General features: G+C 73.7%; 18 protein-coding genes. 11 read left to right on the top strand and 7 right to left on the bottom strand.

What is annotated here, in order from left to right; genetic code table 11:
• Positions 1-157 precede the first annotated feature (157 nt).
• The gene (locus ACH4U7_RS03380; protein ID WP_398526323.1) at positions 158-2671 is read left to right on the top strand and encodes a DEAD/DEAH box helicase; all 2514 of its coding nucleotides are present in this window, start codon (positions 158-160) and stop codon (positions 2669-2671) included.
• 91 nt (positions 2672-2762) lie between these two features.
• Positions 2763-3623 (top strand): acyl-CoA thioesterase, encoded by an 861-nt coding sequence (locus ACH4U7_RS03375; RefSeq protein WP_398526322.1) that lies wholly within the window; start codon positions 2763-2765, stop codon positions 3621-3623.
• Here ACH4U7_RS03375 and ACH4U7_RS03370 read toward each other — a convergent pair.
• Both ACH4U7_RS03370 and ACH4U7_RS03365 read right to left on the bottom strand, forming a co-directional pair.
• Entirely contained in the window at positions 3560-4534 is a 975-nt protein-coding gene (locus ACH4U7_RS03370; RefSeq protein WP_398526321.1) for a DUF6397 family protein, read from the bottom strand. The two genes, ACH4U7_RS03375 and ACH4U7_RS03370, sit on opposite strands and share 64 nt — an antisense overlap.
• A gap of 202 nt (positions 4535-4736) precedes the next feature.
• Positions 4737-5147 (bottom strand): roadblock/LC7 domain-containing protein, encoded by a 411-nt coding sequence (locus ACH4U7_RS03365; RefSeq protein ID WP_014174296.1) that lies wholly within the window; start codon positions 5145-5147, stop codon positions 4737-4739.
• A 124-nt stretch (positions 5148-5271) separates the two neighbouring features.
• On the opposite strand from ACH4U7_RS03365, the gene ACH4U7_RS03360 reads away from it, so the two are divergent.
• Entirely contained in the window at positions 5272-5700 is a 429-nt protein-coding gene (locus ACH4U7_RS03360) for a PPOX class F420-dependent oxidoreductase (RefSeq protein ID WP_398526320.1), read from the top strand.
• 112 nt (positions 5701-5812) lie between these two features.
• Here ACH4U7_RS03360 and ACH4U7_RS03355 read toward each other — a convergent pair whose 3' ends face one another.
• Entirely contained in the window at positions 5813-6265 is a 453-nt protein-coding gene (locus ACH4U7_RS03355; RefSeq protein ID WP_398526319.1) for a YbhB/YbcL family Raf kinase inhibitor-like protein, read from the bottom strand.
• A gap of 143 nt (positions 6266-6408) precedes the next feature.
• Positions 6409-6843, bottom strand: coding sequence for a roadblock/LC7 domain-containing protein (locus ACH4U7_RS03350; protein ID WP_398526318.1), 435 nt, complete (start codon positions 6841-6843; stop codon positions 6409-6411).
• A 209-nt stretch (positions 6844-7052) separates the two neighbouring features.
• Between ACH4U7_RS03350 and ACH4U7_RS03345 the strand changes: the two genes are divergently transcribed.
• The 3 genes from ACH4U7_RS03345 (at position 7053) to ACH4U7_RS03335 (ending at position 9204) form a co-directional block, all read left to right on the top strand.
• Positions 7053-7670, top strand: a complete 618-nt coding sequence (locus tag ACH4U7_RS03345; protein WP_398526317.1) for a class I SAM-dependent methyltransferase — start codon at positions 7053-7055, stop codon at positions 7668-7670.
• A gap of 73 nt (positions 7671-7743) precedes the next feature.
• Positions 7744-8280, top strand: coding sequence for a PadR family transcriptional regulator (locus ACH4U7_RS03340; RefSeq protein WP_398526316.1), 537 nt, complete (start codon positions 7744-7746; stop codon positions 8278-8280).
• 129 nt (positions 8281-8409) lie between these two features.
• Positions 8410-9204 carry a hypothetical protein gene (locus ACH4U7_RS03335; RefSeq protein WP_398526315.1) on the top strand — a complete coding sequence of 265 codons (795 nt, stop codon included), beginning with the start codon at positions 8410-8412 and terminating at the stop codon, positions 9202-9204.
• Between the two features lie 222 nt (positions 9205-9426).
• Here the strand turns inward: ACH4U7_RS03335 and ACH4U7_RS03330 are convergent, their stop codons facing one another.
• Together ACH4U7_RS03330 and ACH4U7_RS03325 are read right to left on the bottom strand one after the other, a co-directional pair.
• Positions 9427-13503, bottom strand: coding sequence for a hypothetical protein (locus ACH4U7_RS03330; RefSeq protein WP_398526314.1), 4077 nt, complete (start codon positions 13501-13503; stop codon positions 9427-9429).
• Between the two features lie 389 nt (positions 13504-13892).
• Entirely contained in the window at positions 13893-14078 is a 186-nt protein-coding gene (locus tag ACH4U7_RS03325; protein ID WP_089506083.1) for a hypothetical protein, read from the bottom strand.
• Between the two features lie 183 nt (positions 14079-14261).
• Between ACH4U7_RS03325 and ACH4U7_RS03320 the strand changes: the two genes are divergently transcribed.
• The 3 genes from ACH4U7_RS03320 (at position 14262) to ACH4U7_RS03310 (ending at position 20527) form a co-directional block, all read left to right on the top strand.
• Positions 14262-17294 carry a DEAD/DEAH box helicase gene (locus ACH4U7_RS03320; RefSeq protein WP_398526313.1) on the top strand — a complete coding sequence of 1011 codons (3033 nt, stop codon included), beginning with the start codon at positions 14262-14264 and terminating at the stop codon, positions 17292-17294.
• Entirely contained in the window at positions 17291-18643 is a 1353-nt protein-coding gene (locus ACH4U7_RS03315; RefSeq protein ID WP_398526312.1) for an SWF or SNF family helicase, read from the top strand. The genes ACH4U7_RS03320 and ACH4U7_RS03315 overlap by 4 nt, the downstream gene beginning before the upstream one ends.
• Before the next feature lie 816 nt (positions 18644-19459).
• A complete protein-coding gene (locus ACH4U7_RS03310; RefSeq protein ID WP_398526311.1) occupies positions 19460-20527 on the top strand; it encodes a pectinesterase family protein in 1068 nt (355 codons plus the stop codon).
• A 121-nt stretch (positions 20528-20648) separates the two neighbouring features.
• Here ACH4U7_RS03310 and xylA read toward each other — a convergent pair whose 3' ends face one another.
• Positions 20649-21821 carry a xylose isomerase gene (gene xylA, locus ACH4U7_RS03305; RefSeq protein WP_398526310.1) on the bottom strand — a complete coding sequence of 391 codons (1173 nt, stop codon included), beginning with the start codon at positions 21819-21821 and terminating at the stop codon, positions 20649-20651.
• Between the two features lie 168 nt (positions 21822-21989).
• Between xylA and xylB the strand changes: the two genes are divergently transcribed.
• Together xylB and ACH4U7_RS03295 are read left to right on the top strand one after the other, a co-directional pair.
• A complete protein-coding gene (xylB, locus tag ACH4U7_RS03300) occupies positions 21990-23453 on the top strand; it encodes a xylulokinase (RefSeq protein WP_398526309.1) in 1464 nt (487 codons plus the stop codon).
• A gap of 328 nt (positions 23454-23781) precedes the next feature.
• Complete coding sequence (locus ACH4U7_RS03295; protein ID WP_398526308.1) at positions 23782-25011, top strand: ROK family protein; 1230 nt, start codon at positions 23782-23784, stop codon at positions 25009-25011.
• The last annotated feature ends 138 nt before the right edge of the window (positions 25012-25149 follow it).

Here is a 25149-nt window from a genome sequence, read left to right as displayed (position 1 = left end):
TGTTCGTGCCCGCGCATGCGCGGGTCTGTCTCTTGGGAAGTTCTCCAGGGCTCGATGTGCCCCTTCGGCCCACTCGCCGGGCACAGCCTAGCGGCGGACGATCTTCGTCCCAGCAGTCGGTTCCCGGCCGACGCGGGAAAGCAGGCAGTATAGGGGCGTGACTCTTATCGATCAGCTGCCGAGCGACGCCGACCCCGACGCCCTTTTCGAGGCGTTTTCCACGTGGGTCGAGGAGCGGGGCATCTCGCTCTACCCCGCCCAGGAGGAAGCGCTGATCGAGGTGGTGTCCGGATCGAACGTCATCCTGTCCACCCCCACCGGCTCGGGTAAGAGCCTGGTGGCGGCGGGCGCTCACTTCGCCGCCCTCGCCCGGGACGAGGTCACCTTCTACACCGCGCCGATCAAGGCGCTCGTCTCGGAGAAGTTCTTCGAGCTGTGCAAGCTCTTCGGCACCGAGAACGTCGGGATACTCACCGGCGACGCGTCGGTCAACGCGGACGCGCCGGTGATCTGCTGCACGGCCGAGGTGCTGGCGTCCATCGCCCTGCGGGACGGCAAGGACGCCGACATCGGTCAAGTGGTCATGGATGAGTTCCACTTCTATGCGGAGCCGGACCGCGGCTGGGCGTGGCAGATCCCGCTGCTCGAGCTGGACCAGGCCCAGTTCGTGCTGATGTCGGCGACGCTCGGCGATGTGACCCGGTTCGAGGAGGACCTGACCCGGCGCACCGGGCGGCCCACCTCGGTGGTGCGGTCCGCGACCCGGCCCGTGCCGCTGAGCTATGAGTACCGCGCCACGCCGCTGACCGAGACGCTGACCGAGCTGCTGGAGACCCGGCAGGCGCCCGTCTACATCGTGCACTTCACCCAGGCGGCCGCGGTGGAGCGGGCCCAGGCCCTGATGAGCATCAATATGTGCACGCGGGCGGAGAAGGACGAGATCGCGGCGCTCATCGGAAACTTCCGGTTCACCACCAAGTTCGGCCGGAACCTGTCCCGCTATGTGCGGCACGGTATCGGAGTGCACCACGCCGGGATGCTGCCGAAGTACCGGCGGCTGGTGGAGAAACTGGCGCAGGCCGGGCTGCTGAAGGTCATCTGCGGTACGGACACCTTGGGCGTGGGCGTCAACGTGCCCATCCGCACGGTCTTGTTCACCGCGCTGACGAAGTACGACGGCCAGCGGGTGCGGACGCTGCGGGCCAGGGAGTTCCACCAGATCGCCGGCCGCGCCGGGCGGGCCGGGTTCGACACCGCCGGCTTTGTCGTGGCGCAGGCGCCCGAGCACGTCATCGAGAACGAGAAGGCGCTGGCGAAGGCCGGGGACGATCCGAAAAAGCGGCGCAAGGTGGTGCGTAAGAAGGCGCCCGAAGGGTTCGTCAGCTGGGGACAGAACACCTTCGAAAAGCTGATCGCCTCCGAGCCCGAGCCGCTCACCTCTCGCTTCAGGGTGACCCACGCGATGCTGCTGTCGGTCATCGCCCGGCCGGGCAACCCCTTCGAGGGGATGCGGCGTCTCCTCGAGGACAACCACGAGCCGCGCAAGAACCAGCTGCGCCATATCCGCCGGGCCATCGCGATCTACCGCTCGCTGCTGGACGGGGGCGTGGTGGAGCAGCTCAAGGAGCCCGATGCCGAGGGGCGGACCGTACGGCTGACGGTGGATCTGCAGCAGGACTTCGCGCTGAACCAGCCGCTGTCCACCTTCGCGCTCGCCGCCTTCGAGCTCCTGGAACCCGAATCCCCTTCCTATGCCCTGGACATGGTCTCGGTCGTCGAGTCGACCCTGGACGATCCACGGCAGATCCTGGCGGCCCAGCAGAACAAGGCCCGGGGCGAGGCGGTGGCTGCGATGAAGGCGGACGGCGTCGAGTACGAGGAGCGCATGGAGCGGCTTCAGGACGTCTCGTACCCCAAGCCGCTGGAGGAACTGCTCTTCCACGCCTACGGCCTCTACCGCAAGAGCCACCCGTGGGTCGGCGACCACCCGCTGTCGCCCAAGTCGGTGATCCGCGACATGTACGAACGCGCGATGACGTTCACCGAGTTCACCTCGTACTACGACCTGGCGCGGACCGAGGGCATCGTGCTGCGCTACCTCGCCAGCGCTTTCAAGGCCCTGGACCACACCGTGCCGGACGATCTGAAGTCCGATGAGTTCCAGGACATCATCGCCTGGCTCGGCGAGATGGTGCGGCAGGTCGACTCCAGCCTGCTGGACGAGTGGGAACAGCTGGCGAACCCCGAGGAGGAGTCCGCGGAGGAGGCTCAGGAGCGCGCCGACCAGGTCCGGCCGGTCACCGCGAACGCGCGCGCCTTCCGCGTCCTGGTGCGCAACGCGATGTTCCGCCGGGTCGAGCTCGCCGCGCTGGACAAGGTGGCCGAGCTCGGCGAGATGGACGCCGACTCCGGCTGGGACGAGGACGCGTGGGCGACGGCGATGGACGCGTACTGGGAGGAGTACGAGGACCTGGGCACCGGCCCGCAGGCGCGCGGTCCGAAGCTGCTGCGGATCGAGGAGCAGCCGGAGCACGGGCTGTGGCGGGTGCGGCAGACCTTCGACGACCCGAACGGTGACCACGACTGGGGCATCTCGGCGGAGGTCGACCTGGCGGCCTCCGACGAGGAGGGCCGGGCGGTGGTGCGGATCACCGCGGTGGGGCAGCTGTAGCCTCCCAGGCGTCACGGCCCCGGAACAGTCGGGGCCCGAACAAGCGGGGCCCAACCCCGCGGTGAGCACCACCAGTGAAGGAGCACCACCGATGACCAATCCCGCCGAGCGCCTGGTCGATCTGCTGGACCTGGAGCAGATCGAGTTGGACATCTTCCGGGGCCTCAGCCCCGACGAGTCGCTGCAGCGGGTGTTCGGCGGGCAGGTGGCCGGGCAGGCGCTGGTGGCCGCGGGACGGACCACCGACGGGCAGCGCCCGGTGCACTCGCTCCACGCGTACTTCCTGCGCCCGGGGCGGCCGGGGGTGCCGATCGTGTACCAGGTGGAGCGCGTCCGCGACGGTCGCTCCTTCACCACGCGCCGGGTCGTCGCCGTCCAGCAGGGTCGGACGATCTTCAATCTGACTGCCTCCTTCCATCTTCCCGAGCCGGGCATCGAACAACAGCTGCCGATGCCCGAGGTGCCTGAGCCGGAGAGCCTGCCGAAGCTCGCCGACGAGATCCGCGAGCACCTCGGGGCGCTCCCCGAGTCGCTCGAGAGAATGGCGCGCCGTCAGCCCTTCGACATCCGGTATGTGGAGCGGCTGCGCTGGACGCCCCAGGAGCTCGAGGGCGCCGAGCCGCGCAGCGCTGTATGGATGCGGGCGGTCGGCCCGCTCGGCGACGACCCGCTCGTGCACACCTGCGCGCTCGCCTACGCGAGCGACATGATGCTGCTGGACGCGGTGCGGGTGCCGGTGGAGCCGCTGTGGGGCCGCCGCGGCTTCGACATGGCCTCGCTGGACCACGCCATGTGGTTCCACCGGCAGTTCCGCACCGACGAGTGGTTCCTCTACGACCAGGAGTCGCCGATCGCCACCGGCGGGCGCGGGCTGGCCCGCGGCCGGATCTACGACCGGGCCGGTCGACTGCTCGTCTCCGTAGTGCAGGAAGGGCTCTTCCGCCCCCTGTAGGCAGCCGTGGGGCCGTCCGCCGCACTTCGGCGCCCACGGACGAGGCGGTGCCAGAGCGGGCGCCTGCGCGGCCGCGCGGGAGACGGGGCGGGCTCGCTACCCGGCGACTCCGCCACCTCGATCGGCAGCGGGACGGGCGGCTGGACGGGTGGCTGGATCGGTCGCGCCTCGCGGGCGTCCTGCACACAGGTCTCCAGCGCGGCCCGGCAGCGCCGGATCTCCGCGGGGTCGTCCGCCGCCACCAGGGCGGCGGTCACCTCCGCCGCCGGGCCGGTCCCGGCGGGCACCGGGGCGAGCCGGGGCATCAGCTCACGCAGACACGCCCGCTCGGCCGGGTCGGTGACGACCGCGTCCAGCTCGGCCGGGGTCAGCAGCGCGGCCCATACCGCGGCCCGCTCCCAGGGGTCGTCGGTCAGGGCGAGCAACTGCTCGACGCGGCGGCGACGCCATCTGGCGGCCCGCTGATCCTCCCCCTCGTCGAGTGTGGCACGCAGCCCGGCCGGGATACGTCCGGTCAACAGGGCGGGCTCCCGCCCGGCGAACGCGCCGAGCTCCGCGGCCGGATACAGCCATACCACCGCCCGGTACCGGTTGACATAGAAACGGACCGGAGTGAAGAAGCCACCGCGCGCCAGGCGGGTGAACCGGCCCTGGCTGATGCCCAGCAGCTCGGCTCCCTCGGCCGTGCCCACCACGCGCAGCCGGGCGCGCAACGCGCTCGGGAAGCCCTCGGCAGCCGCGAGCCGAAGCAGCTCCGCACGCGCCACCCGGCGTCCCATGGCGCCCACGGCGACGGTGCGCACCTCGCCCAGCTGCACGGCCAGCTCGAACTCGCCGCGCTTGAGGCCCAGCTCCCTGGCGGCTCTGTCGAACGCGATGGTCTCCTCGCCCCCGTCCGGCACCGGCGGCACCGGACTCTTCCTCGGCTTCTGACGCGATGTCCGAGGCGGCGATGTCCGAGGCGACTCTTGAAGCGTTTGACACGACTCCTGAAGCGCCTTCTGACGGTCCCCCACTACCACGACGGTCCTCCCCCGCGACTGGTCGATCACTGACAGTGACGACTGTAGCCGCTGAGCGAGACCGCCCGTCAGGCCTGTGGATAACTTCCGCTCACAGCCCGCTTGGCGCCCCGCTCTCCTGTCTCGCCTCGACCCCCAGGTGCTCCCCCACCCTATTGACCAACAGCGCCATCTCGTACGCGACCTGACCGACGTCGGCGTCCGGGCCGCTGAGTACGCACAGACAGCTACCGTCCCCGGCGGCCGTCACAAACAGCACGCCCTCCTCGAATTCGACCATCGTCTGCCGCACCCGCCCCGTGCGGAAGTGAAGCCCGGACCCCTTGGCCAGGCTGTGTAACCCCGAGGCGACGGCGGCAAGATGTTCGGCATCCTGCCGCACGAGCGTGGAGCTGGCGCCCGTGACCAGCCCGTCGTTCGAGAGCACCAAGGCATGCCGTATCTGTGCGATCCGCTCCGTCAGATCGTCCAGCAGCCAATCGAGCCCTTTGCTGAGTGCCATACCGTTCCTCCCCGTCCGGCCAACCACCACAGCTGCCGGGCAAGCCTTTCTCACTGCCGCTCTCCGGGCAACCCGGCCCGCCTGTCGGCGCGCCGATGTGCGCCGCTTGACACAAGATGGAGACATGGCACGGAAAATGACCAAGGATCAGTGGCAGAAGTTCGTCTCGGAGGGCACCCACACGGCGAAGCTGTCGACCGTGCGGGCCGACGGCAGCCCGCATATCGCGCCCGTGTGGTTCCTGCTCGACGGCGACGACATCGTCTTCAACACGGGCGCGGACACCGTCAAAGGCCGCAACATGGCCCGCGACGGGCGGGTCAGCCTCTGTGTGGACGATGACCGGCCCCCGTTCTCGTTCGTCACCTTGCAGGGGCGCGCCGAGCTGAGCGACCGGCTGGAGGAGGTCCGCGACTGGGCCACCCGGATCGCGGCTCGGTACATGGGTGAGGACCTTGCGGAGCAGTACGGCGCCCGCAATGGCGTCCCGGGCGAGCTGCTGGTGCGGGTCCGCATCGAGAAAGTCATCGCTCTCGCCGACGTCGCCGACTAGCCGGATTCGGCCGAAACCCATCGCTCCCCGACGGGCCTCCGACGAGGGCTGGGGGTAGGGGCAGCCGGTTCAGGGCCTGGGACATCAGGTACCAAGGCTTGGGACAGGTGACTCAGCGCTGATAGAGGCCGACCAGCGTGCCGCTCGCGAGCTGGCTGCGGTCGACGGCGCGGTGCACCTCGTCGGCCGACGGCTCGTCGGGGAGGACCAGCGGTTCGGGCAGGGCGTACAGCCGGAAGAAATACCGGTGCGGCTGACCACCCGCGGGCGGGTGCGGCCCGCCCCAGCCCTGCTGGTGGTATCCGTTGGTGCGCGGCACGCCGCCCGCGGGCGTCCGTCCGCTGCCCACGCCGCCGCTGGAGGGGGCGATGCCGGTGACCAGCCAGTGGACGAACGGCCCGGACGGGGCGTCCGGGTCCTCGCACAGCAGGGCCAGCTCGGCCGTGCCGGCGGGGACGCCGGACCAGGTCAGCGGCGGCGAGAGGTCTTCCCCGTCCTTGGTGTACCGGCGGGGGATCCGGTCGTGGTCGTCGAACGCGGCACTGTTGAGCTCGATTCCAGCCATGAGCAGGCGAGTACCCGCATGGAGGGCGGCCAAGCGGCCGCCCGCCCTCAGCCGCGCCCGCCCTCAGCCGCGCGCGGCCTTCACGCGGTTCACGGGCGTCCGCACACCCCGCCTGCCCTGCCAGGTCAGCGCTCGCATCGCGGTCAGGCGGGGGCGGCCGGGGTCTCCGGGAGGCGCGGGTGGGCGCGCAGATGCTCCTCGACCCGCTCGACGAGCCGGGCCGTCTCGGAGGCGATCAGCGCCGGGTCGGCGGTGGCCGCGCTCAGGACGGCCAGGTACGAGCCCTCGCCCGCCGCCACGACGAACAGATTGCCGGCTTCCATCGCCACCATGGTCTGGCGCGCCGCACCGCGCGCCCGTCGGCGCGCCGCACCGACGGCAAGGCCGTGGAAGCCGGAGGCGACGGCGGCCAGTTGCTCGGCGTCACGGCGGTTGAGCCCGCGGGAAGCGCTCACCGTCGCTCCGTCACCGGACAGTACGACGGCGTGTCGTACGTCCCCGACGCGGACCACCAGATCATCCAGAAGGCAGTCGATGCCGTCCGGGAAGCGGGCGGCGATTCTGCGGTGCTCGGTCATGGCCCTCTCCTTCTGTCGGGAGCTGTCCCATGGCCCAGGGACGCTAGCCGGGAGGGGGCGCGCGCAGGGGGCGCATTCGGAAGATGCTGGAATTTGACAGGGACAGATGACAGAACGATCGGCCGATGCCCGAACATGCACACTATCCAGGTTCTCGCTCAGAGGTTTCCCCTCAGTTACCTTCAGATCCGGCCCGCCCGAGGAGTCGTATGAGCCACCAGCACACCCCCGCCGATCGCCTGGCCGAGGTCCGGGATTTTTTCACCCCGCGGGCCGCCGACTGGGACACCCGCTTCCCCGACGACGGCCCCGCCTACGCCGCCGCCGTCGCCGACCTCGGCCTGCGCCCCGGGGACGCGGTGCTCGACGCCGGCTGCGGTACCGGCCGCGCCCTGCCCGCACTGCGCGCCGCCGTCGGCCCCACCGGAACGGTCCTCGGCGCCGACGCCACGCCCGCGATGCTGTCGGCTGCCATCCGCGCCGACCGGCGCCGGGACGCGGCGCTCGCCCTCACCGACGTCACCAGGTTGCCGCTGCGCGACGGCTGTCTGGACGCGGTGTTCGGCGCCGGGCTGATCTCCCACCTTCCCGAGCCCGAGGCAGGACTGCGGGAGCTCGCCCGGGTGGTGCGCCCCCAGGGCCGGCTCGCGCTGTTCCACCCCGTGGGACGGGCTGCGCTCGCCGCCCGGAAGGGCCGCCCGATCACCCCCGACGATCTGCGGGCCGAGCCCAACCTGCGCCCGCTGCTGTCCCGTTCGGGCTGGCAGCTGACCTCGTACACGGACCGGGACACGCGCTTCCTGGCCCTCGCGGTCCGTCAGGGCTGAGCAGACAGAATCATGCATCGCCGCCGCTGTATCACGAGGTCGAGATACAGCGTCCTTGCGGAACAATGCGCACATGCTGGAACTCGCCATCCTGGGCTTCCTCTGCGACACGCCGCTGCACGGCTATGAGCTGCGCAAGCGAATCGCCGCGCTGACCGGGCACGTCAAACCCGTGGCCGAAAGCACGCTGTACCCGGCGATCAAGCGTCTGGAGATGGCCGGGCTGCTGGCCCGCGAGACCCAGCCGGGCACGGGTGCCGCGCCACGGCACGTGCTGACCCTGACCGCCGGGGGCCGAGCCGAGCTCCGTCGCCGCCTCACGGAGCCGGCACAGGCCGATATCACCGACGAGAACCGCTGGTTCACCGTGCTCGCGTTTCTGCGACACCTGGAGGACCCGGCGGCCCAGGCGAGAGTGCTGGAGCGCCGGCTGGCGTTCTTGCGGCAACCCACGAGCTTTTTCTACGACGACGACCGGCCGCTGCGCGCCGAGGAGATCGAGGACCCGTTCCGGCGCGGCATCCTCACCATCGCCCGCGCCACCAACCAGGCCGAACAGTCCTGGCTGCGCCGCACCCTGGACTCGCTGCGGACGACCGGCGGCGCCTGAGGGCGGTGCGGCCGACAGGCTCGATCCGCATCCGCGCACAAAGTCTCGACGCCGTGGCTACTGGCTGGTTAAGGTGCGCCGCACAACGCATTGGCCCCGTATTCCGGTACCGCAAAAGAGGAGGCTGCCGTGCCTGCCAGTGAGGACTCGGACGACGACGCGCTGTATGTGCTCACCGCGGTGGTGCTGACGCCCGCGCAGTTCCCGAGCGTGCTGGGCGACGACTATCCCGAGGCCTGCGCCGCGCTCGGCCTCGAGCCGTACGGGGCCGGCTACGGCCTGGTGATGGGCCAGGACGGGGACGGCGCCCGGTGGACCGTCGTCACCAACGACGCGTCGCTGGTCGCCTGCGCCGTCGCCGCGTGGGACTGCGGGATGGAATACGACCTGGCCATCGACGAGCGCACGGTAGTCGTCTCCCTCCCCGGCTGGCCACTCGCGGTGGCCGTCGCCGCGCCGGGCGTCCCCGCGCCGCACGACCCCGAACCCGGCCCACAGGGCGGGGAGGCGTCCACGTCGCCGCTCGCCCCGCCGGACACCGAGCGGTGGGGCCCGGCGCAGCGGCGGCTAGGCGCGGACGAGATCGCGCTGCAGTGGGCGCTGTGGCGCGAACAGGTCGACAGCGACGTCACGTTCGTGTCTCCCGGCGAGAAGCCGCACGGGGGTGTGCGACGCGTACTGGAGGAGGCGCGCGGATATCTGGACGCGCCCCCGCCGCTCGGCCGCGTCCGCTCCGCCTTCGCCTCAGGTGACGCGCGGACCCTGCGGGCCGACGGGCCCGGCTGGAGCATCGTGGCCCGTACGGATGACATCGCGTTCGTGCTGATGGACGACGCGCCGGGAGAGGTACTGCCGGTCGGCCGCGGCCCAGAGCTGCCGGGCCTGCTGACGGCACTGGACCGACTGGCCGTACGGCCTGGCTGAGTCGGCGTCGGATCCGTGGACCGCCGGCCGTGGCGCTGCTTCGGGCGGAGTTGCGAGTGGCACTGCGCAGTGGGCTACGGCGAAGATCACCGGCAGGGAGCACCGCCCCGATCTGTGGGGCGGCACCCACCTGACCGGTGCGCGAATCGCCGCCTCCGGTGCGTGGACGGGACTCCGGCGTACGGATCGCCCCGGCCGCGGACCGCCACCCCTCGTCTCGTGTCACCAGCGGCGGTGTGGATCGACGAGGAGGGCCGCCTCGGCCGTATCCGGGTCGGGGTGCCTACACAGCTCGTCGATCTCCGCCCGCCACGGGTCCGGCCAGCCGCTCCTGACGCCCATCCCCTTCACCAAGGCGAGCGCCGTCAGCCCACCCGCTGCGTCGCCGCGCTCGCGCAACACGCCGATGACGGTGAGCACCGCCGCCCGCACATGCTCGTCGTCGTGATCGAACGCGACGTAGTCGTCGAAGCGCAGGCGGTCCGGCCGTTCCCGGGCCAGCGAGAGACAGCGCTCCCAGCGGTCGAGGCCGGGGTCGCCCGCGCGCAGGGCGGCACAGGCAACGCTCACCAAGGCGCCGGTGGCCTCGCGGCGCAGCCCGGCGGCCAGGAGCGCGTCCACCACGGCGTCGCCCGGCGAGAGTTCACCGGCCGTCTCTTGGGCGAGCCGGTTGATGACGGCGGACCCGCACCCTGCGAGCCGCCGCAGCGCGTCGGCGCGTTCGCCTCGTCCGCTCGCCCCGTCGTCGTCGATGCCGGTGTCGGTGTCGGTATCGGTGTCGCTGTGTGTCCGTGCGACCAAGGTCTCGAGCACGCCGCGCAGGGCGGAGGCTCCCTCTTCTCCAGGGACACGCCCGAGCGCGTCCACCGCGGCGCGCCACACATTTGACGGCCGGTTCGTGGCGACGGCGGCCGCCGCCAGCGCGCCAGTCCCTTCCTCGAACGTCCCGGTCGTCCTGGCAACCATGCAGTGCGGCAGCGCGGCGCAGGCGGCCCGGGCCGCCTCGTCGTCCCCGGTACGGACCACGTCGGCGAGGAAGGACGCGTACGCCGAGCGAGCACGGATCCCCGCCGCTTCCGGATCGCTCACGATCACGGCCTCGAGGACGGCCGGCTCGTACAGACACTCCTTCAGCCGGTCGGCCACGCCCGGCGCGCCGACCCGGGCGAGGAGCGGGCGTACGAGCACCACCCGCACGTCCCGGTGCTGCCCGGGCTCGTCCCAGGCCGCGAGCAGCGCGGCGAACGCCGCGTCGCCGGGCAGCTCGGCCAGAGCGCGGACGGCCTCCTTACGGCTGCCGACCGGCGCCGACACCGAGCGCACAGCGGGTGCGAGGAGTGCGACGGCCCTCCGATCGGACACGCCACCCAGAAGGCGCCGCACCCCTGCCATCGCCGCCCGCCCCCGGGCGCCGCCGGTTCCGGCGTGTTGGAGGAGGAGAGAAAGCACGACGTCGGGGGCCGCGGGCTTGTGCGGGCCGACGGGCGTGTCCCGGTCAGCGGTCTGCGGCCCGGACGCGCCTGGGCCAGCGGGGCGAGGGATGACGGTGTCCCCACCGGGCGGCTCGACGCCGGGCCCGTCGCCACCGGCCAATCGAGTTTCCGCCGGACCAAACTCGGCCCGGCGAGCTTGCTCCCGGCCAGACGCCTCGCGCATGGCGGAGTCACGCGAACCCGGACCGGCAGCGCCGCGGCCAGGCGCGCCAGGAGCAGACGTGTCCCGGTCAGCCATGCCCGGCTCCGAGGCATCGGGCCAGACCGGGCCAGGCCCGCCTGGTCCCACGGCACGGGCATCACCCACGACCTCACCGGGCACCTCGACACCCACCGCATCGCCACCAGTCACATGCGCTTCCGCGACGGCCGGGTCGGCCGCAGCGCGGTCGGGCGTGTCGCCGCTCAGCGTGTCGGCCGGGCCGCGCCGGTCGGTCTGGCGGGTGTTTGGCGGGCGGTCGAAGTAGGCACCGAGCGCCGCGGTTTCGCCCAGTGCGGTCAGCGCCGCCGCGGCCACGGGCTGCGGTGCGCTGGACGCCAGGTCTGCCAGGAGCGCCGGGTCACGCAGCAGGGCCGCCGCGTCGGCGCGGGCGCGCGGCGGAGCCTCGTCGTCGGCGGTCACCGCCGCGAGGTAGGTGTCCAGCAGGCGGCGTGTCCGCGCGGTCCACCGGCCGGTGACGGAGTACGGCAGACGAGGCACCCAGCGGTCGGCGGGGCGGCGCGACAGCTGACCGGGCAACCCGTGCCGGGAGGCGCGCAATACGTCCTCCAATAGATCGGTACGGCGGGCGGCCAGGGTCCGCAGCACCGGCTCCACGGTGGCCAACGACGGGTCAGAAGCGATCAGCTGGGCGCAGCGCCGCTCCCGCGTGGCGGGGGCCGCGATCCATGCCGCGGCAGCGCGGGCGGCTGTCCCGGGATCCTCCCCGTCGAGCGCGGTGTGGCCCACCAGCGCATCCAGCGTGGGGAGTTCGGCGAGATGGGGCGCGAGGAGTTCCGCGAGGGGTACGAGCCGGGAGGCGGGGAGGTGGCTCTCCGTCTGCCCGGTCGGTCGGACGGCCTGCCCGCTCGGTCCGCTCGGCCAGCCAACCGGTCCGGTCGGTTCGCCGCCCTGGGCCGAGGGGCGGTCGGTCGGTTCGCCGACGTGGTCGGGGGCCGTCCCGGCCCAGATGGCCGCCGCCGCCCGGGCGTCGAGCCTCAGCGGCGCGACCGGGCCGCGACGGCGCGGGTCGCGTACGACCTGGCACAGCAGACGGGCCGTCTGTGCCGCCCGTTCGGCGTCTCCCCGAGCCGCCGCGCTCTCCGTGGTGCGGCGCAGCCACCGTTCGGCGGCGGCGACCGTGGCTGGCGTGGAGTCGCGGGAGTGGACGGTGGTCAGCGCCGCGTCGCGCAACACGCTCAGCGGTACCGCGGCCAGCATCCGGCGCGGCGCGCCGGCGACCTGCTCCAGCGCGACGCGCCGTACTTCCTCCCTGTCGTGCCAGGCCCGCTCGCAGGCTGCCACGATCCGCGCGAATTCCGCGGGGTCGGCGTTCAGCTCGGCGCATGCGAGGAGGGCACGCCAGGCGTACGCGCGTTCGTAGGGGCGGTGGCCCGCCGCCGCCTCGAGCAGGATCGGTTCGGCGTCGACGAGCGGAGCCACCGCGGCGAGTTGGTTGCGCAGTGTCGGCGAGCGGTGCGGCCGGGCGAGGACGGGGCGCAGAAGGTCCGCGCGGTCCGCCGGGTCGAGTGCGGCGAGGGCGTTGAAGCGGGCCCTCCTGCCGAGGCCACGCGCGGGGATGCGGGCTTCGACGATGCGACGCCGTGTCGCGGCGGGGAGGAGCGTGAGCAGGTGGTCGGGGGTGATGTCGAGCCGGTCGGGGCCGTACAAGCGGATGCCACCGGCGCCCGACTGGGCCGCTTCGGCCAGCTCGGCCAGTTCCTCAGGGGTGAGGGCGCGCAGTGCCCGCAGCACGGGCCGGGGCAGCGGCCCAGTGGGCAGCCGGAGGGTGGGCGTCCATCCCACCCCACCAGCCCCGTCGCCGTCGCCGTCGGCGCGGGACGCGGCTCGCCGGAGGATCGCCAGCACCTCCCGCGGCTTGTGCAGCAGTGCCACCGCGCCGCGGCCGTCGATCAGCGTCGGCGCTCGTTCGAAGAGCAGCAGCCCGGCATCGGTGTCGCGTTCGGCCACGACGGCGGCCAACAGGCGGTGGCGGCGGGCCAGTCGCCGTCGGCCGTAGTCGTCGCACGCGTCGTATTCGGCCGCCAGCCGGGCGGCGACGGCCGCCGGGGCGGTGCGGGCGAGGGTGTGCAGGACACCGATCGGCGGGTCGAGGCGGGGCAGCCACTCGGCCGCCACGCCGGGTGAGCACGCGGGCAGCAGACGGGCGGCGTCAGCGGGGCCGTACGCGGCGTGCGCCCGCGGCAGCAGCCGGTCGGCGAGCGCGGTACGCCGGCCGGCCCGCAGCACGCGGTACGTCTCATGCCGTACGGAACGGCTCTCGCTCAAGGCGAGTTGGGCCAGGGCCTCTTCGGGCACCGGCAGCCGGATGGCCGCCGACAGGGCGCGGCGCCGCAGCAGGGGGTCGGCGAGAGCGGCTGCCACGGCATCGAGGTCGCGGCGGACGACGGCGAGAAACAGCGCGAGGTGCCGGTCGTCCGGCTCCGGGGAGGTGTCGAGGGCGGTACGCAGGGCGCTGCAGGCGCCCGGGGAGAGCGTGCGGGCGTAGCGAGCCAGGGCGCTCATCCGGGCGGGGAAGGGCAGCGGGTCGAAGTGCGCCCGGAGCCAGGAAGCGGTCAGCGGCTGAGGAGTTCCGTATGCGGCCATGGGCGATCACCGAGAGATCGCGAGGCCGTCCTTTCCATGCGTCATGGTGCGGATCATGGCCCGGCGCCGGTCAACGGCACAAGTCATTTAAGGAACATCGGACCGCGGGCCGACAGGGCCAAGGCGACGAGGACCGCCGGGCCGGCCGGGCCTTCACGGCGCGGATGGACGGGGTCCGGGTGACACCCGCGATCGGTGTTGCGCGGTCACTCCCAGGCGCATGTCACCCCGGGCCCCGAGCCCGGCCGGCGGTCCGGCTCCGCCACGCCACGGTCCGCCGTCCCCCGCCGCGCCCCTTCTCCCGGTTTCCATCCGGGAATTCGCCATCGGGGCGAACCCGATGGCGCGGCGCCGGTCACCGGCGGACGGGGCAGCTGCCACGGCCGCGGTCAGCGCCCAAGCTCCTTGCGCGACACCCGGCGCAGTCTGCGCCGCTGAGAAGGGTCGAGCATCAGGTACGCCAGTGTGGGAACACCGACGATCACCAGGACCGCCGCCCAGAACGGCAGCAGCTGGCACAGCAGGATCACTCCTATCGCCGCACCCCCGGCGACGGCCACAGCGCGCTTGGACATCTCCCTCTGCCTCCTTCGCGGCTCATGCCGCTTCACTTCTGTCAACGGACACCGACGGCGTGCGGTTCCTGAGTGCGAAGGATGCAGGTGAGGTGCTTCACACCGGACGCCCGCCCGGCCGGGCCACTCGTCAGGTACTCTCGGCGGCTCCCACTAGTCAAGTTTGAGGAATGCGTCAGCTCCGTGACACCACCCACCGTGGCAACGCCCTCCGAGATCGCCGAACTCAGCCGCTGTACCACCGTCTTCCTCCCCGCCGATCCCGCGCGGACCGGACGCGTCGCCTTCTGGCGGCCGGACGGTCCGGAACCCACCGGCCCGGGTACCACCGAAGAGATCACCGTCGTGGTCCCTGCCCTTGCCGCCGAGAACGACAGGGACGACGCGAACGACGGAAACGCCGGGGCCGACGGCAGCCGCCCGGGCATCCGTATCCGCGCCGTACGGGCCCTCGTCCTGCCCCTGGCCGAGGCGCTTCCGGTGCTCACCCGCGCCCGGGCACGCGCCGCGCACGCCCCCTCCTCCCAGGCCGATCCCACGGCGGCCTTCTGGGGCGCCGCCGCGGTGCTCGCCCTCCAGCTCGCCGCCCGCGGACGGCTGCTGCCCGGGCTCACGGCCACCGACCACGACGCCTGGCGCGTCGGCCCGCTCGCCGAGGAGGATCTGCGGCGGGTGCGTGACCTGGCCGCCGCCATGCCCCCGGCCGCCCACGCCGTACCCCTGCCCGGCACCGATCCGCTACGCCTGCCGGAGCCGGAGCGGCACATCCGTGCGTTCCTCGACGCGGTCGCGGACGGGCTGCCGCGCTCGCCCGCGGCGGCCCTGGCCGCCGGCGGCCCTGCCTTCGCCGCGGCCAAGCCGCAGCGCCTGCCCGCGCAGCGGGCCTGGGCGGCGGATCTCGCCGCCGGGCACGACGCCGGCGTCCGGCTGTCGCTGCGGATCGAGCTGCTGGACGGTGATCTCACCGGCAGCGGTGACCTCACCGGCGATGGTGACGGCGACGGCGATGGCGAGCGCAACAACGACCACCGCGACGGAAACGGGAAAGCCCCCTCCGGTCCCCGCTTCCGCGCCGTCCTGCAACTCCACAGCCTGGCCGACCCGGCCCTGCTGGCGGACGCCGCCGAGGTGTGGGCGGGCACCTCGGCCGCCGCCGCGGCCCTGGGCCCGCGCGCCCGTATGGACGCGCTGTTGACGCTGCGCCGGGCCGCCCGCGCCTGGGCGCCGCTCGCACCGCTGCTGTCGGCCGCCGTGCCCGACGCGCTCGACCTCGCCGACGAGGAGGTCGTCGAACTGCTCGGCCCGGCGGCCGAGGCGCTGGACGCCGCGGGAGTTCAGGTCCACTGGCCGAAGGAGCTGGCGCGGGGGCTGACCGCGCGTGCCGTCGTCGGCCCGCAGGGCGGTGCCGAGGGCGAGGGGCCGGACCCGGCCGGATCCGCGATGCCCTCGTACCTGTCGGCCGACGCGCTGCTCCGCTTCAGCTGGCGGTTCGCCGTCGGCGACCAGGAGCTCACCCGGGCGGAGCTGGACCGGCTCGCCGAGGCCGCCCGCCCGGTGGTTCGGCTGCGTGACCAGTGGGTCGTCATCGACCCGGAGGCGGTCCGCCGGGCCCGCGGCCGCGAGGACCGCGACATCACCACCGCCGACGCCCTCGGCGCCGTCCTGACTGGCCGGACCGAGGCCGCGGGCACCGGCGTCGACGTGCGGGCCGACGGCTGGCTGGCCACGCTGCGGGACCGTCTCGCCGACCCCGAGGGCCCACGCCACGGACCCGTCACCCAGCCCGCGGGCTTGGCCGCCACCCTGCGCGACTACCAGCTGCGGGGCCTGGGCTGGCTGAGCCGGATGACGTCGCTCGGTCTCGGCGGCACGCTCGCCGACGACATGGGTCTTGGCAAGACCATCACCCTGATCGCCCTCCACCTTCACCGCCAGGCCGTCCCCGAGGCCGCCGGGCCCACCCTCGTGGTCGCGCCCGCCTCCCTGCTGGGCAACTGGCAGCGCGAGATCGAACGGTTCGCGCCCGGCACCCCGGTGCGCCGCTTCCACGGCGCCGCGCGCACCCTGGAGGACCTGGCGGACGGGGAGTTCGTCCTCACCACGTACGGGACGATGCGCCTCGACGCGCCACGGCTGGCCGAGGCGGTGCCCGAGGGCTGGGGTCTGGTGGTCGCCGACGAGGCGCAGCACGTCAAGAACCCGTATTCGGCGACCGCCAAGCAGCTGCGCACCATCGGCGCCAAGGCGCGCGTCGCGCTCACCGGGACCCCGATCGAGAACAACCTCTCCGAGCTGTGGGCGATCTTCGACTGGACGACGCCCGGGCTGCTCGGCGGCCTCGGGTGGTTCCGCGCCCACTACGCCCAGGCCGTCGAGAGCGGGAACGACCCGGCCGCCGCCGACCGCCTGGCGAAGCTCGTCCGCCCGTTCCTGCTCAGGCGCCGCAAGTCGGACCCGGGCATCGCGCCCGAACTCCCGCCGAAGACCGAGACGGACCGCGCCGTGTCGCTCACCAAGGAGCAGGCGGGGCTGTACGAGGCGGTGGTGCGCGAAATGCTGGCCGAGATCTCCGGCGCCGACGGGCTGGCCCGGCGCGGGCTCATCGTCAAGCTCCTGACCGGCCTGAAGCAGATCTGCAACCACCCCGCGCAGTATCTGAAGGAGGACCGGCCCGTCATCCCCGGCCGGTCGGGAAAGCTGGAGCTGCTGGACGAACTGCTGGACACCATCCTCGCCGAGGACGCGAGCGTGCTCGTCTTCACCCAGTACGTACAGATGGCGCGCCTCCTCAAGGACCACCTGGCGGCGCGCGGCATCGGCGCGCAGCTGCTGCACGGCGGCACGCCGGTGGCGCGCCGTCAGGAGCTCGTGGACCGCTTCCAGGAGGGCGAAGTGCCCGTGTTCCTGCTGTCCTTGAAGGCGGCGGGCACCGGTCTGAACCTCACCCGGGCCGGGCATGTCGTGCACTACGACCGCTGGTGGAACCCGGCCGTGGAGGCGCAGGCCACCGACCGCGCGTACCGGATCGGGCAGACCCAGCCGGTGCAGGTGCACCGGCTGATCGCCGAGGGCACGGTGGAGGACCGGATCGCCGCAATGCTCGAGCGCAAGCGGGAACTGGCGGATGCGGTGCTCGGCGCCGGGGAGGCGGCGCTCACCGAACTGACCGATGCCGAGCTGGCACAGCTCGTGGAGTTGAGGGGGACCGAGCGATGAGCGACACCGGGGACGGCCAGGCGGCGTACGACGGGCGCGAGCGCACCTTCGAGGCCCTGCCGCCCGCCCGCGGCCGCGGCTTCGCCAGCACCTGGTGGGGCCGGGCGTGGCTGAAGGCGCTGGAGGACACGGCGCTCGACGGGCAGCAGCTGGGGCGCGGGCGCAAACACGCGCGCGAGGGCGCGGTCGGGGCGGTGTGCGTACGGCCGGGCCGGATCACGGCGGTGGTACGGGATCGCGACCGTACGCCCCACCGCTCCGATGTGCTGCTGCAGGAGTTGACCGGTGCCGAGTGGGAACGGCTGCTGGACGTGGTCGCCGACCGGGCCGGGCATATCGCCGCCCTGCTCGACCGGGACATGCCCCCGCAGCTCGCGGAGGACGCGGCGGCCGCGGGCGTCGAACTGCTCCCGGGGATCGGCGATCTGGAGCCGCAGTGCGGATGCGAGGCCTGGGACCACTGCCCGCACACCGCCGCGCTGTGCTACCAGGTCGCCCGGCTGCTGGACGAGGACCCGTTCGTACTGCTGCTGATGCGCGGCCGGGGGGAGCGCGAACTCCTGGACGAGCTCCAGGTACGCAGCGTGGCGCGCGCCGCCGGGCAGCGCGCCCCGCACGACGCCGCAGGCCACGCCCCGGAGGGCGTGTCGGCGCAGGAGGCGTTCGCCGCTGCCGCCTCCCGGCCGCCGCTGCCCGCGCCCCCGCCGGCCGTGGCCGAGCCCGGTCGGCCGCCGGCGCTGAGCGGCGGCAGCGACCCGGCGCCGGGGCTGGACGTCGCCGCGCTGGAGTTCTTGGCGGCGGACGCCGCGATACGAGCCCACCGGCTGCTGGCCGAGGCGCTGGCGCCCGGCCACACCACGGCCCCGCTGCCGAACGCGCTCACACTCTGGCAGGACGCGGTGCGGCTGGCCGCCGCCGGCCCTCCGGCCGGTGTCGCCGACCGTCTCGCCGCGGGCTGCGGCCGCGACCGAGTCGAACTGGCGCGTGCCGTGCGCGCCTGGGGGCACGGCGGGCCTGCCGGGCTCGCCGTCCTGGAAGAGGAGTGGACCCCGGCCGACGAGGCACTTGCGCGGGCCCGCGCCTCGCTCGCCGCCGCCTGGGAGGGCGAGGAGCGGGCGCCGCGGCTGCGGGCGGCGGGCCACCGCTGGACGGTGGTCGGCACGGACGTGCAACTGCGCTACGGCCGGGACGGGCGCTGGTGGCCCTACCGCAAGGAGCGCGGCCGCTGGTGGCCGGCCGGGCCGTCGAACCACGACCCGGCGGCGGCGCTGGCGACCCTTGACGCGGTGCCTGCGCCCGCGGCGTCGGGGGTAGCGGCAGCGGCGGAGGGTTCGAGGGCCACGAGCTGACGGTGCCGCGCGGGCGGCGGCCGCTGCTCCCGCGAGGGGACAGCGGCCGCCACTGAACGGGACGCTCTCACCAGGGCGCCGCCGCGCCGTCCTCTGGCCGACCCGGGACAGCGCCCCGTCCTACGCGACGCGGTCCGCGCGCCGAGCCGTCGACCGCCCGCGGCGGCCAGAGGACAGCCCGACGGCGCGGCGGGGCCCGCCGCCCAGCCACGCCGCGGCGTACTGGCCGCCGCCATCTCCGGGCGGCGCCCACTGCTCGGCGGTGCGCCTGAGCGTCGGCGCCGCGGAGGGGACTTGGGCGAGGGACGGCGGGCCGCCGCACCGCCAGGGTGAACCAGGCGCTCCGTGGCAGAGTCATCGGCGACCGGCAGCAACCGGAGCTGTGAGGGCCGGGGTTGGCAGAGGGCCCTTGACCGCCCGCGCCGCCGAGGTCACCCCGGCCGTCCGCGCCGCACGGCGCACCCCCGACCCCCGGCCCTCGGCGCGGCGCCATGCGGCGCAGTCGTCGGGTCCGCGCCGCGCCCGTCCACCGCCACCCCTCGCCGACCACTGCCGAAGACGGCCACGGAGCCGCGCCGCGGCGGGCGGGCCGCGACCTCGCCGCGACGGCCACCGCCGACCGGAGACGCCTCCCCGGCCGAAGGCCGCGGGCACCCCGCCCGGCGGTAGCCGGGGCGTGCCCGACCCCGCGGGCCCGGCGAAGACCAGCCCCGTACCCCCGACCGGCCAACCCCACCCGGCAACCTTTCCGCCCCGCGCGGCAACCGCAGGGCATCAGCATGTCCGGCACGTCTCCACGGGATGGAGTCACCCCCCATGTCCACAACGGACCGGCGCCCCCGGCGGCGCCTCACTGGACCGCTCGTCAGCGCCCCACTCGCCCTGGCCACAGGTGCCGTGCTGGTCGCCGCGGGCGCACCGGCGGCGCAGGCCAAGGCCGCGGCGACGATCGTCGTAGCGAAGGACGGCAGCGGCAACTACACCACCGTGCAGGCCGCGGTCAACGCTGTGCCGGCGAACAACACCTCCGCCGTCACCATCTCCGTCAAGCCCGGCACGTACCGCGAGACCGTGAAGATCCCCAGCAACAAGCCGCATATCCGGCTGGTGGGCACCACCAGCAGCAAGAACGACGTGACCATCGTCTACAACAACGCCTCGGGCACCCCCAAGCCCGGCGGCGGGACCTACGGCACCAGCGGCAGCGCGACCTTCGCGGTCGAGGCGGACGACTTCCAGGCCCGCAATCTGCAGTTCGTCAACGATTTCAACGAGGCGAACACCAGCATCACCGACAAGCAGGCGGTCGCGCTGCGCACCGCGGGCGACAAGATCGTCCTGGACAACATCGGGGCCCTGGGCGACCAGGACACCCTGCTGCTGGACTCGGCGAGCAAGGACAAGGTCGGCCGGGTGTACGTCAACAACGCCTGGATCCAGGGCAATGTCGACTTCATTTTCGGCCGCGCCTCCGCCGTGATCACCAAGTCGACGATACGGCTGGTCAAGCGGTACGACGGCAGCTCGGCCGGATACGTGGCCGCGCCCTCGACCGCGGCCGGCAAACACGGCTTCCTGATCATCAACAGCAACGTCACCGGCGATGTCAGCGACCGCAGCCACTACCTCGGCCGCCCCTGGCACGCGGGCGGCGACGCGAGCCTCGACCCGCAGGCCATCGTCCGCAACACCTCCCTGAGCGCCGCGGTCCGGACCACCCCGTGGACGGATATGAGCGGCTTCTCCTGGAAGGACGACCGGTTCGCCGAGTACAAGAACACCGGGGCGGGTTCGGGGTCGGCGAGCACCGACCGGCCTCAGCTCAGCGACTCCCAGGCCGCGGACTACGAGATCGCGGACTGGCTGGGCGACTGGACGCCCTGACGGCTCCGGTCCCCCGGAACCCGGCCGCCGGTCCCGTCGGGGGGCTGGATCGGCGGCCGGCCCACGTCCATACCGTCGGCGGCCGGCCCCCACCAGCACGCGGGCCGGCCGCCGCCTGCGGTCAGCCGCGGGCGCCCAGCAGGTGGTCCATCGCCAGCTGGTCCAGGCGTTCGAAGGCCATGCCGCGCTCCGCCGCGGCCGTGACGTCGAACTCCTCGAAGGCGGCGCGGTCCGCGAGCAGACCGGCCAGGGTCTCCCCCTCGCCGAGCGTCGGGAGCGCCAGTTCGTCCAGGCGCGAGGCGCGCAGCGCCTCCTGGACCTCCGGGTCGGCGCGGAAGGCGGCGGCCCGCTCCTTGAGGATGAGGTAGTTGCGCATGCACCCGGCGGCGGACGCCCAGACGCCCGCGATGTCCTCGGTGCGCGGCGGCTTGAAGTCGAAGTGGCGCGGGCCCTGGTAGCCGGCCGTCTCCAGGAGGTCGACGAGCCAGAAGGCGGCCCGCAGATCGCCTGCCCCGAAGCGCAGGTCCTGGTCGTACTTGATGCCGGACTGCCCGTTGAGGTCGATGTGGAAGAGCTTGTCCGCCCACAGCGCCTGGGCGATGCCGTGCGGGAAGTTCAGCCCGGCCATCTGCTCATGGCCGACCTCGGGGTTGACGCCGTACAGTTCGGGCCGCTCCAGCCGCTCGATGAAGGCGAGGGCGTGGCCGACGGTCGGCAGGAGGATGTCGCCGCGCGGCTCGTTGGGCTTGGGCTCGATGGCGAACCGCAGGTCGTAGCCCTGCTCGGTGACATAGGCGCCGAGCAAGTCGAAGGCCTCCTTCATCCGGTCGAGCGCGGCGCGTACGTCCTTGGCGGCGCCGGACTCGGCGCCCTCGCGCCCGCCCCAGGCGACATAGGTCTTGGCGCCCAGCTCGACGGCGAGGTCGATGTTGCGGATGGTCTTGCGCAGCGCGTAGCGGCGCACGTCCCGGTCGTTGGCGGTGAACGCGCCGTCCTTGAAGACCGGGTGGGTGAAGAGGTTGGTGGTGGCCATGGGCACCGTCATGCCCGTGGCGTCCAGGGCCTCCCGGAAGCGCTTGATGTGTGACTCGCGCTCGGTCTCGGAGGCGCCGAAGGGGATCAGGTCGTCGTCGTGGAACGTTACGCCGTACGCGCCGAGCTCGGCGAGCCGCGTCACGGACTCGACGGGGTCGAGCGCCGGGCGGGTGGCGTCCCCGAAGGGATCCCTGCCCTGCCAGCCGACCGTCCACAGACCGAAGGTGAACTTGTCCTCGGGGGTGGGGTTGTAGCTCATGGCGGCTCCCTCGCCTATTTCGTCATGGCGCTTTACAAATTAGTATGCACGAGCATTCCGGGGAAGCCCCACTCAGCCGGACACTGGTCAGCCGGAGATTGGTCGGCCTCACACTGACCAGCCTCACACCTGACCAGCCGTACACAGGAACGTGAAAGGGAGAGCGCGATGGCAGCAGCAGCCGTGCCCGTGCCCGAGGGACCGCTGGTGGTCGGCGTGGACAGCTCCACGCAGTCCACGAAGGCGCTGGTCGTCGACGCCGCGACCGGCCAGGTCGTCGCGCGCGGCCAGGCGCCGCACACCGTCGGCGGTGGAGCGGGGGGTGACGGCAAGGAGAACGACCCGGAGCAGTGGTGGGGGGCGCTTGCAGCGGCGCTCGGCCAGTGCGGGGCGCACGCCCGGCAGGCGGCCGCGATCTCGGTCGGCGGCCAGCAGCACGGCCTGGTCACACTGGACGCCGCGGGGCGCCCGGTGCGCCCGGCGCTGCTGTGGAACGACGTGCGGTCGGCCCCGCAGCGCGACCGCCTGGTCGAGGAGCTGGGCGGGCCCGCGGCGTGGGCGGAGCGGATCGGCAGCGTGCCCGCACCCGCCTTCACCGTCACCAAGTGGGCCTGGCTGAAGGAGACCGAACCCGAGGCCGCGCGGGCCACCGCCGCCGTGCGGCTCCCCCACGACTACCTCACCGAACGGCTCACCGGCCAGGGCACGACCGACCGGGGCGACGCCTCCGGCACCGGCTGGTGGGCGTCGGCGACCGAGTCGTACGACGAGGAGATCCTGGAGCGCGTCGGCCTCTCCCCCGAGCTGCTGCCGCGCGTCCTGCGGCACGGGGAGGCGGCCGGGACCGTACGGCATCTGCCCGGCCTGCCGCTGCCCGCCGGCGCCCTGGTGGCCACCGGCACGGGCGACAACATGGCGGCGGCCCTCGGCCTCGGCCTGCGGCCGGGGCAGCCCGTGCTGAGCCTGGGCACCTCCGGCACCGTCTACGCCGTCTCGGCGCACCGGCCCGCCGACCCCACCGGGGTGGTCGCGGGGTTCGCGGACGCGCGGGACGCCTGGCTGCCGCTGGCCTGCACGCTCAACTGCACGCTGGCCGTGGACCGGATCGCCGCCCTGCTCGGCCGCGACCGCGAGGCGGTGGAGCCGGGCGGCTCGGCCGTCCTGCTGCCGTTCCTCGACGGCGAGCGCACCCCCGACCTGCCGCTGGCCTCCGGGCTGCTGTACGGGCTGCGCCACGACACGACGCCGGGTCAGGTGCTCCAGGCCGCCTATGACGGGGCCGTGTTCGCGCTGCTCACCGCGCTCGACCGGGTCCTGGACGCGGACGCCGCGCCCGACGCTCCGCTGCTGCTCATCGGCGGCGGCGCCAAGGGCGCGGCGTGGCGGGAGACGGTGCGCCGCCTCAGTGGCCGGCCCGTCCAGGTGCCCCAGGCCGAGGAGCTGGTCGCACTCGGCGCGGCCGCCCAGGCCGCGGGCCTGCTGCTGGGCGAGGATCCGGCGGCGGTGGCCCGGCGCTGGAAGACGGCGGAGGGGCCCTCGTACGAGCCGGTGAAGCGCGACGAGGTGGCGCTGGAGCGGCTGGGCGGGGTCCTGTCCGATGCCGACGCGTTGCTGCGCAGCTCCACGCCGTAAGACCGTCCGGCAGTAGGGAGCGCGGGTGAAGGAGGGGGCACCGCCCAGGCCCGCCAGGGCCGAGGGGGAGGGTCGAGGGGCAAGCATGGGCGTGCCCCGTGAGGAGAGCGCGCGGCTCCTCCAGCTACCGCTGGGCGGTACCCCCTGCGTGCGACGAGCGGGGTGCGGCTGGGGGCACCTCCCGTGCGGAGCTACGGGGGAGCCGCCCATCGGCACGCGACGCCACGGGCCCTACTGCCGGACGGTCTAAGGTCGAGGCAGGGCCGCGGAGGCACAGCGCGGGGTCCGGGACCGTCGGGACCCACGGGAAAGACAGGAGAACCGTCAGGTGGCAGCGCCACTGCCCAACACTCAGCAGGCGATGCGCAGACGCAACCTCTCCCTCGTGCTGCACGCCGTGGCCGCGCACGGCCCGCTGTCCCGCGCCGCCGTCGCGGCCCGGATCGGGCTGACCCGGGCCGCCGTCTCGACGCTTGTCGACGAGCTGGCCCGGGACGGGCTGCTGGTGGAGCTCGGGCCGTCCCGGCCGGGCACGGTCGGCCGCCCCGGCAGCGCGCTGCAGCTCAACGAGCGCGGACCGGCCGGTCTTGGCGCGGAGATAGGCGTGGACCACCTGGCGGTGTGCGCGATGGACCTCGGCAGGCGGGTGCGGGTACGGGCCCAGGTCGAGTCGGCGAACCGGGACGGCGCGCCGGGCCCCGTGCTCGGGCGACTCGCCGAGCTCGTACGGCGTGTCGCGGCGGAGGCGGAGGGCGAGGGGCTGCGGCCGGTGGGGCTCGCGGTCGCGGTGCCCGGGCTGGTGGCGCGCGAGTCCTGCGTCGTGGTGCGGGCGCCGAACCTCGGCTGGGAGGGCGTGGATGTGGGCCCCGCACTGCGCGAGGCGCTGCCGGGCCTGCCCCTGACCGTCGACAACGAGGCCAACTTGGGCGCGCTCGCGGAGCTGTGGCTCGGCGGGCACGACCCCGCGCCGCGTGACTTCGTGCATGTCTCGGCCGAGATCGGTATCGGTGCCGCCGTGGTGATCGACGGACGGCTGCTGCGCGGAACGCATGGATTCGCGGGCGAGCTGGGCCATGTGCCGGTGCGGCCCGAGGGCCCCGCGTGCGTATGCGGCGGGCGCGGCTGTCTGGAGCAGTACGCGGGCGAGGAGGCCGTGCTGCGGGCCGGGGGCATCCCCGCGGAGCAGGCCGCCGACGAGCACCGGGCTCCCGGGAGCCGGATCACCCTGCTGGCCCGGCGCGCGGCGGACGGCGACCAGGAGGTGCGGCGCGCGCTGCGCGGCGCCGGTGCGGCGCTGGGCATCGCCCTGGCGGGCACGGTGAACCTTCTCGACCCGCAGAAGGTGGTGCTGGGCGGGGCGCTCACCCCGCTGGCGCCCTGGCTGCTGCCCGCCCTGGAGCGGGAACTGGCGCAGCGGCTCACGGATCCCGCCAGGCCGGGCCAGGACGTGGTGACCGTCTCCCGGCTGGGCTCCGACGGCCCGGTGCTGGGCGCGGCGGGCTCGGTGGTTCAGGGGGTTCTGGACGACCCGGCGGCGCTGAGGGAGGGCGGCGCGTAAGGCATCCAGGGGGAGCCCTGCGGCCCGGCTGAGCCCTGTGGCCCGCCTGCTTCGGCGTGTCGTCAGTGCTGTCGCCCGACTGGCCGACACGCGCCTCCCAGGGAGGCGCGTGTGGTGATCATACGATCTGCCAGTGAC

This window comes from Streptomyces sp. NPDC020845, assembly GCF_044334165.1.
Classification (GTDB): domain Bacteria; phylum Actinomycetota; class Actinomycetes; order Streptomycetales; family Streptomycetaceae; genus Streptomyces.
The sequence above is the reverse complement of the archived record's forward strand: the minus strand, read 5'-3'. Positions and strand labels throughout refer to the sequence as shown.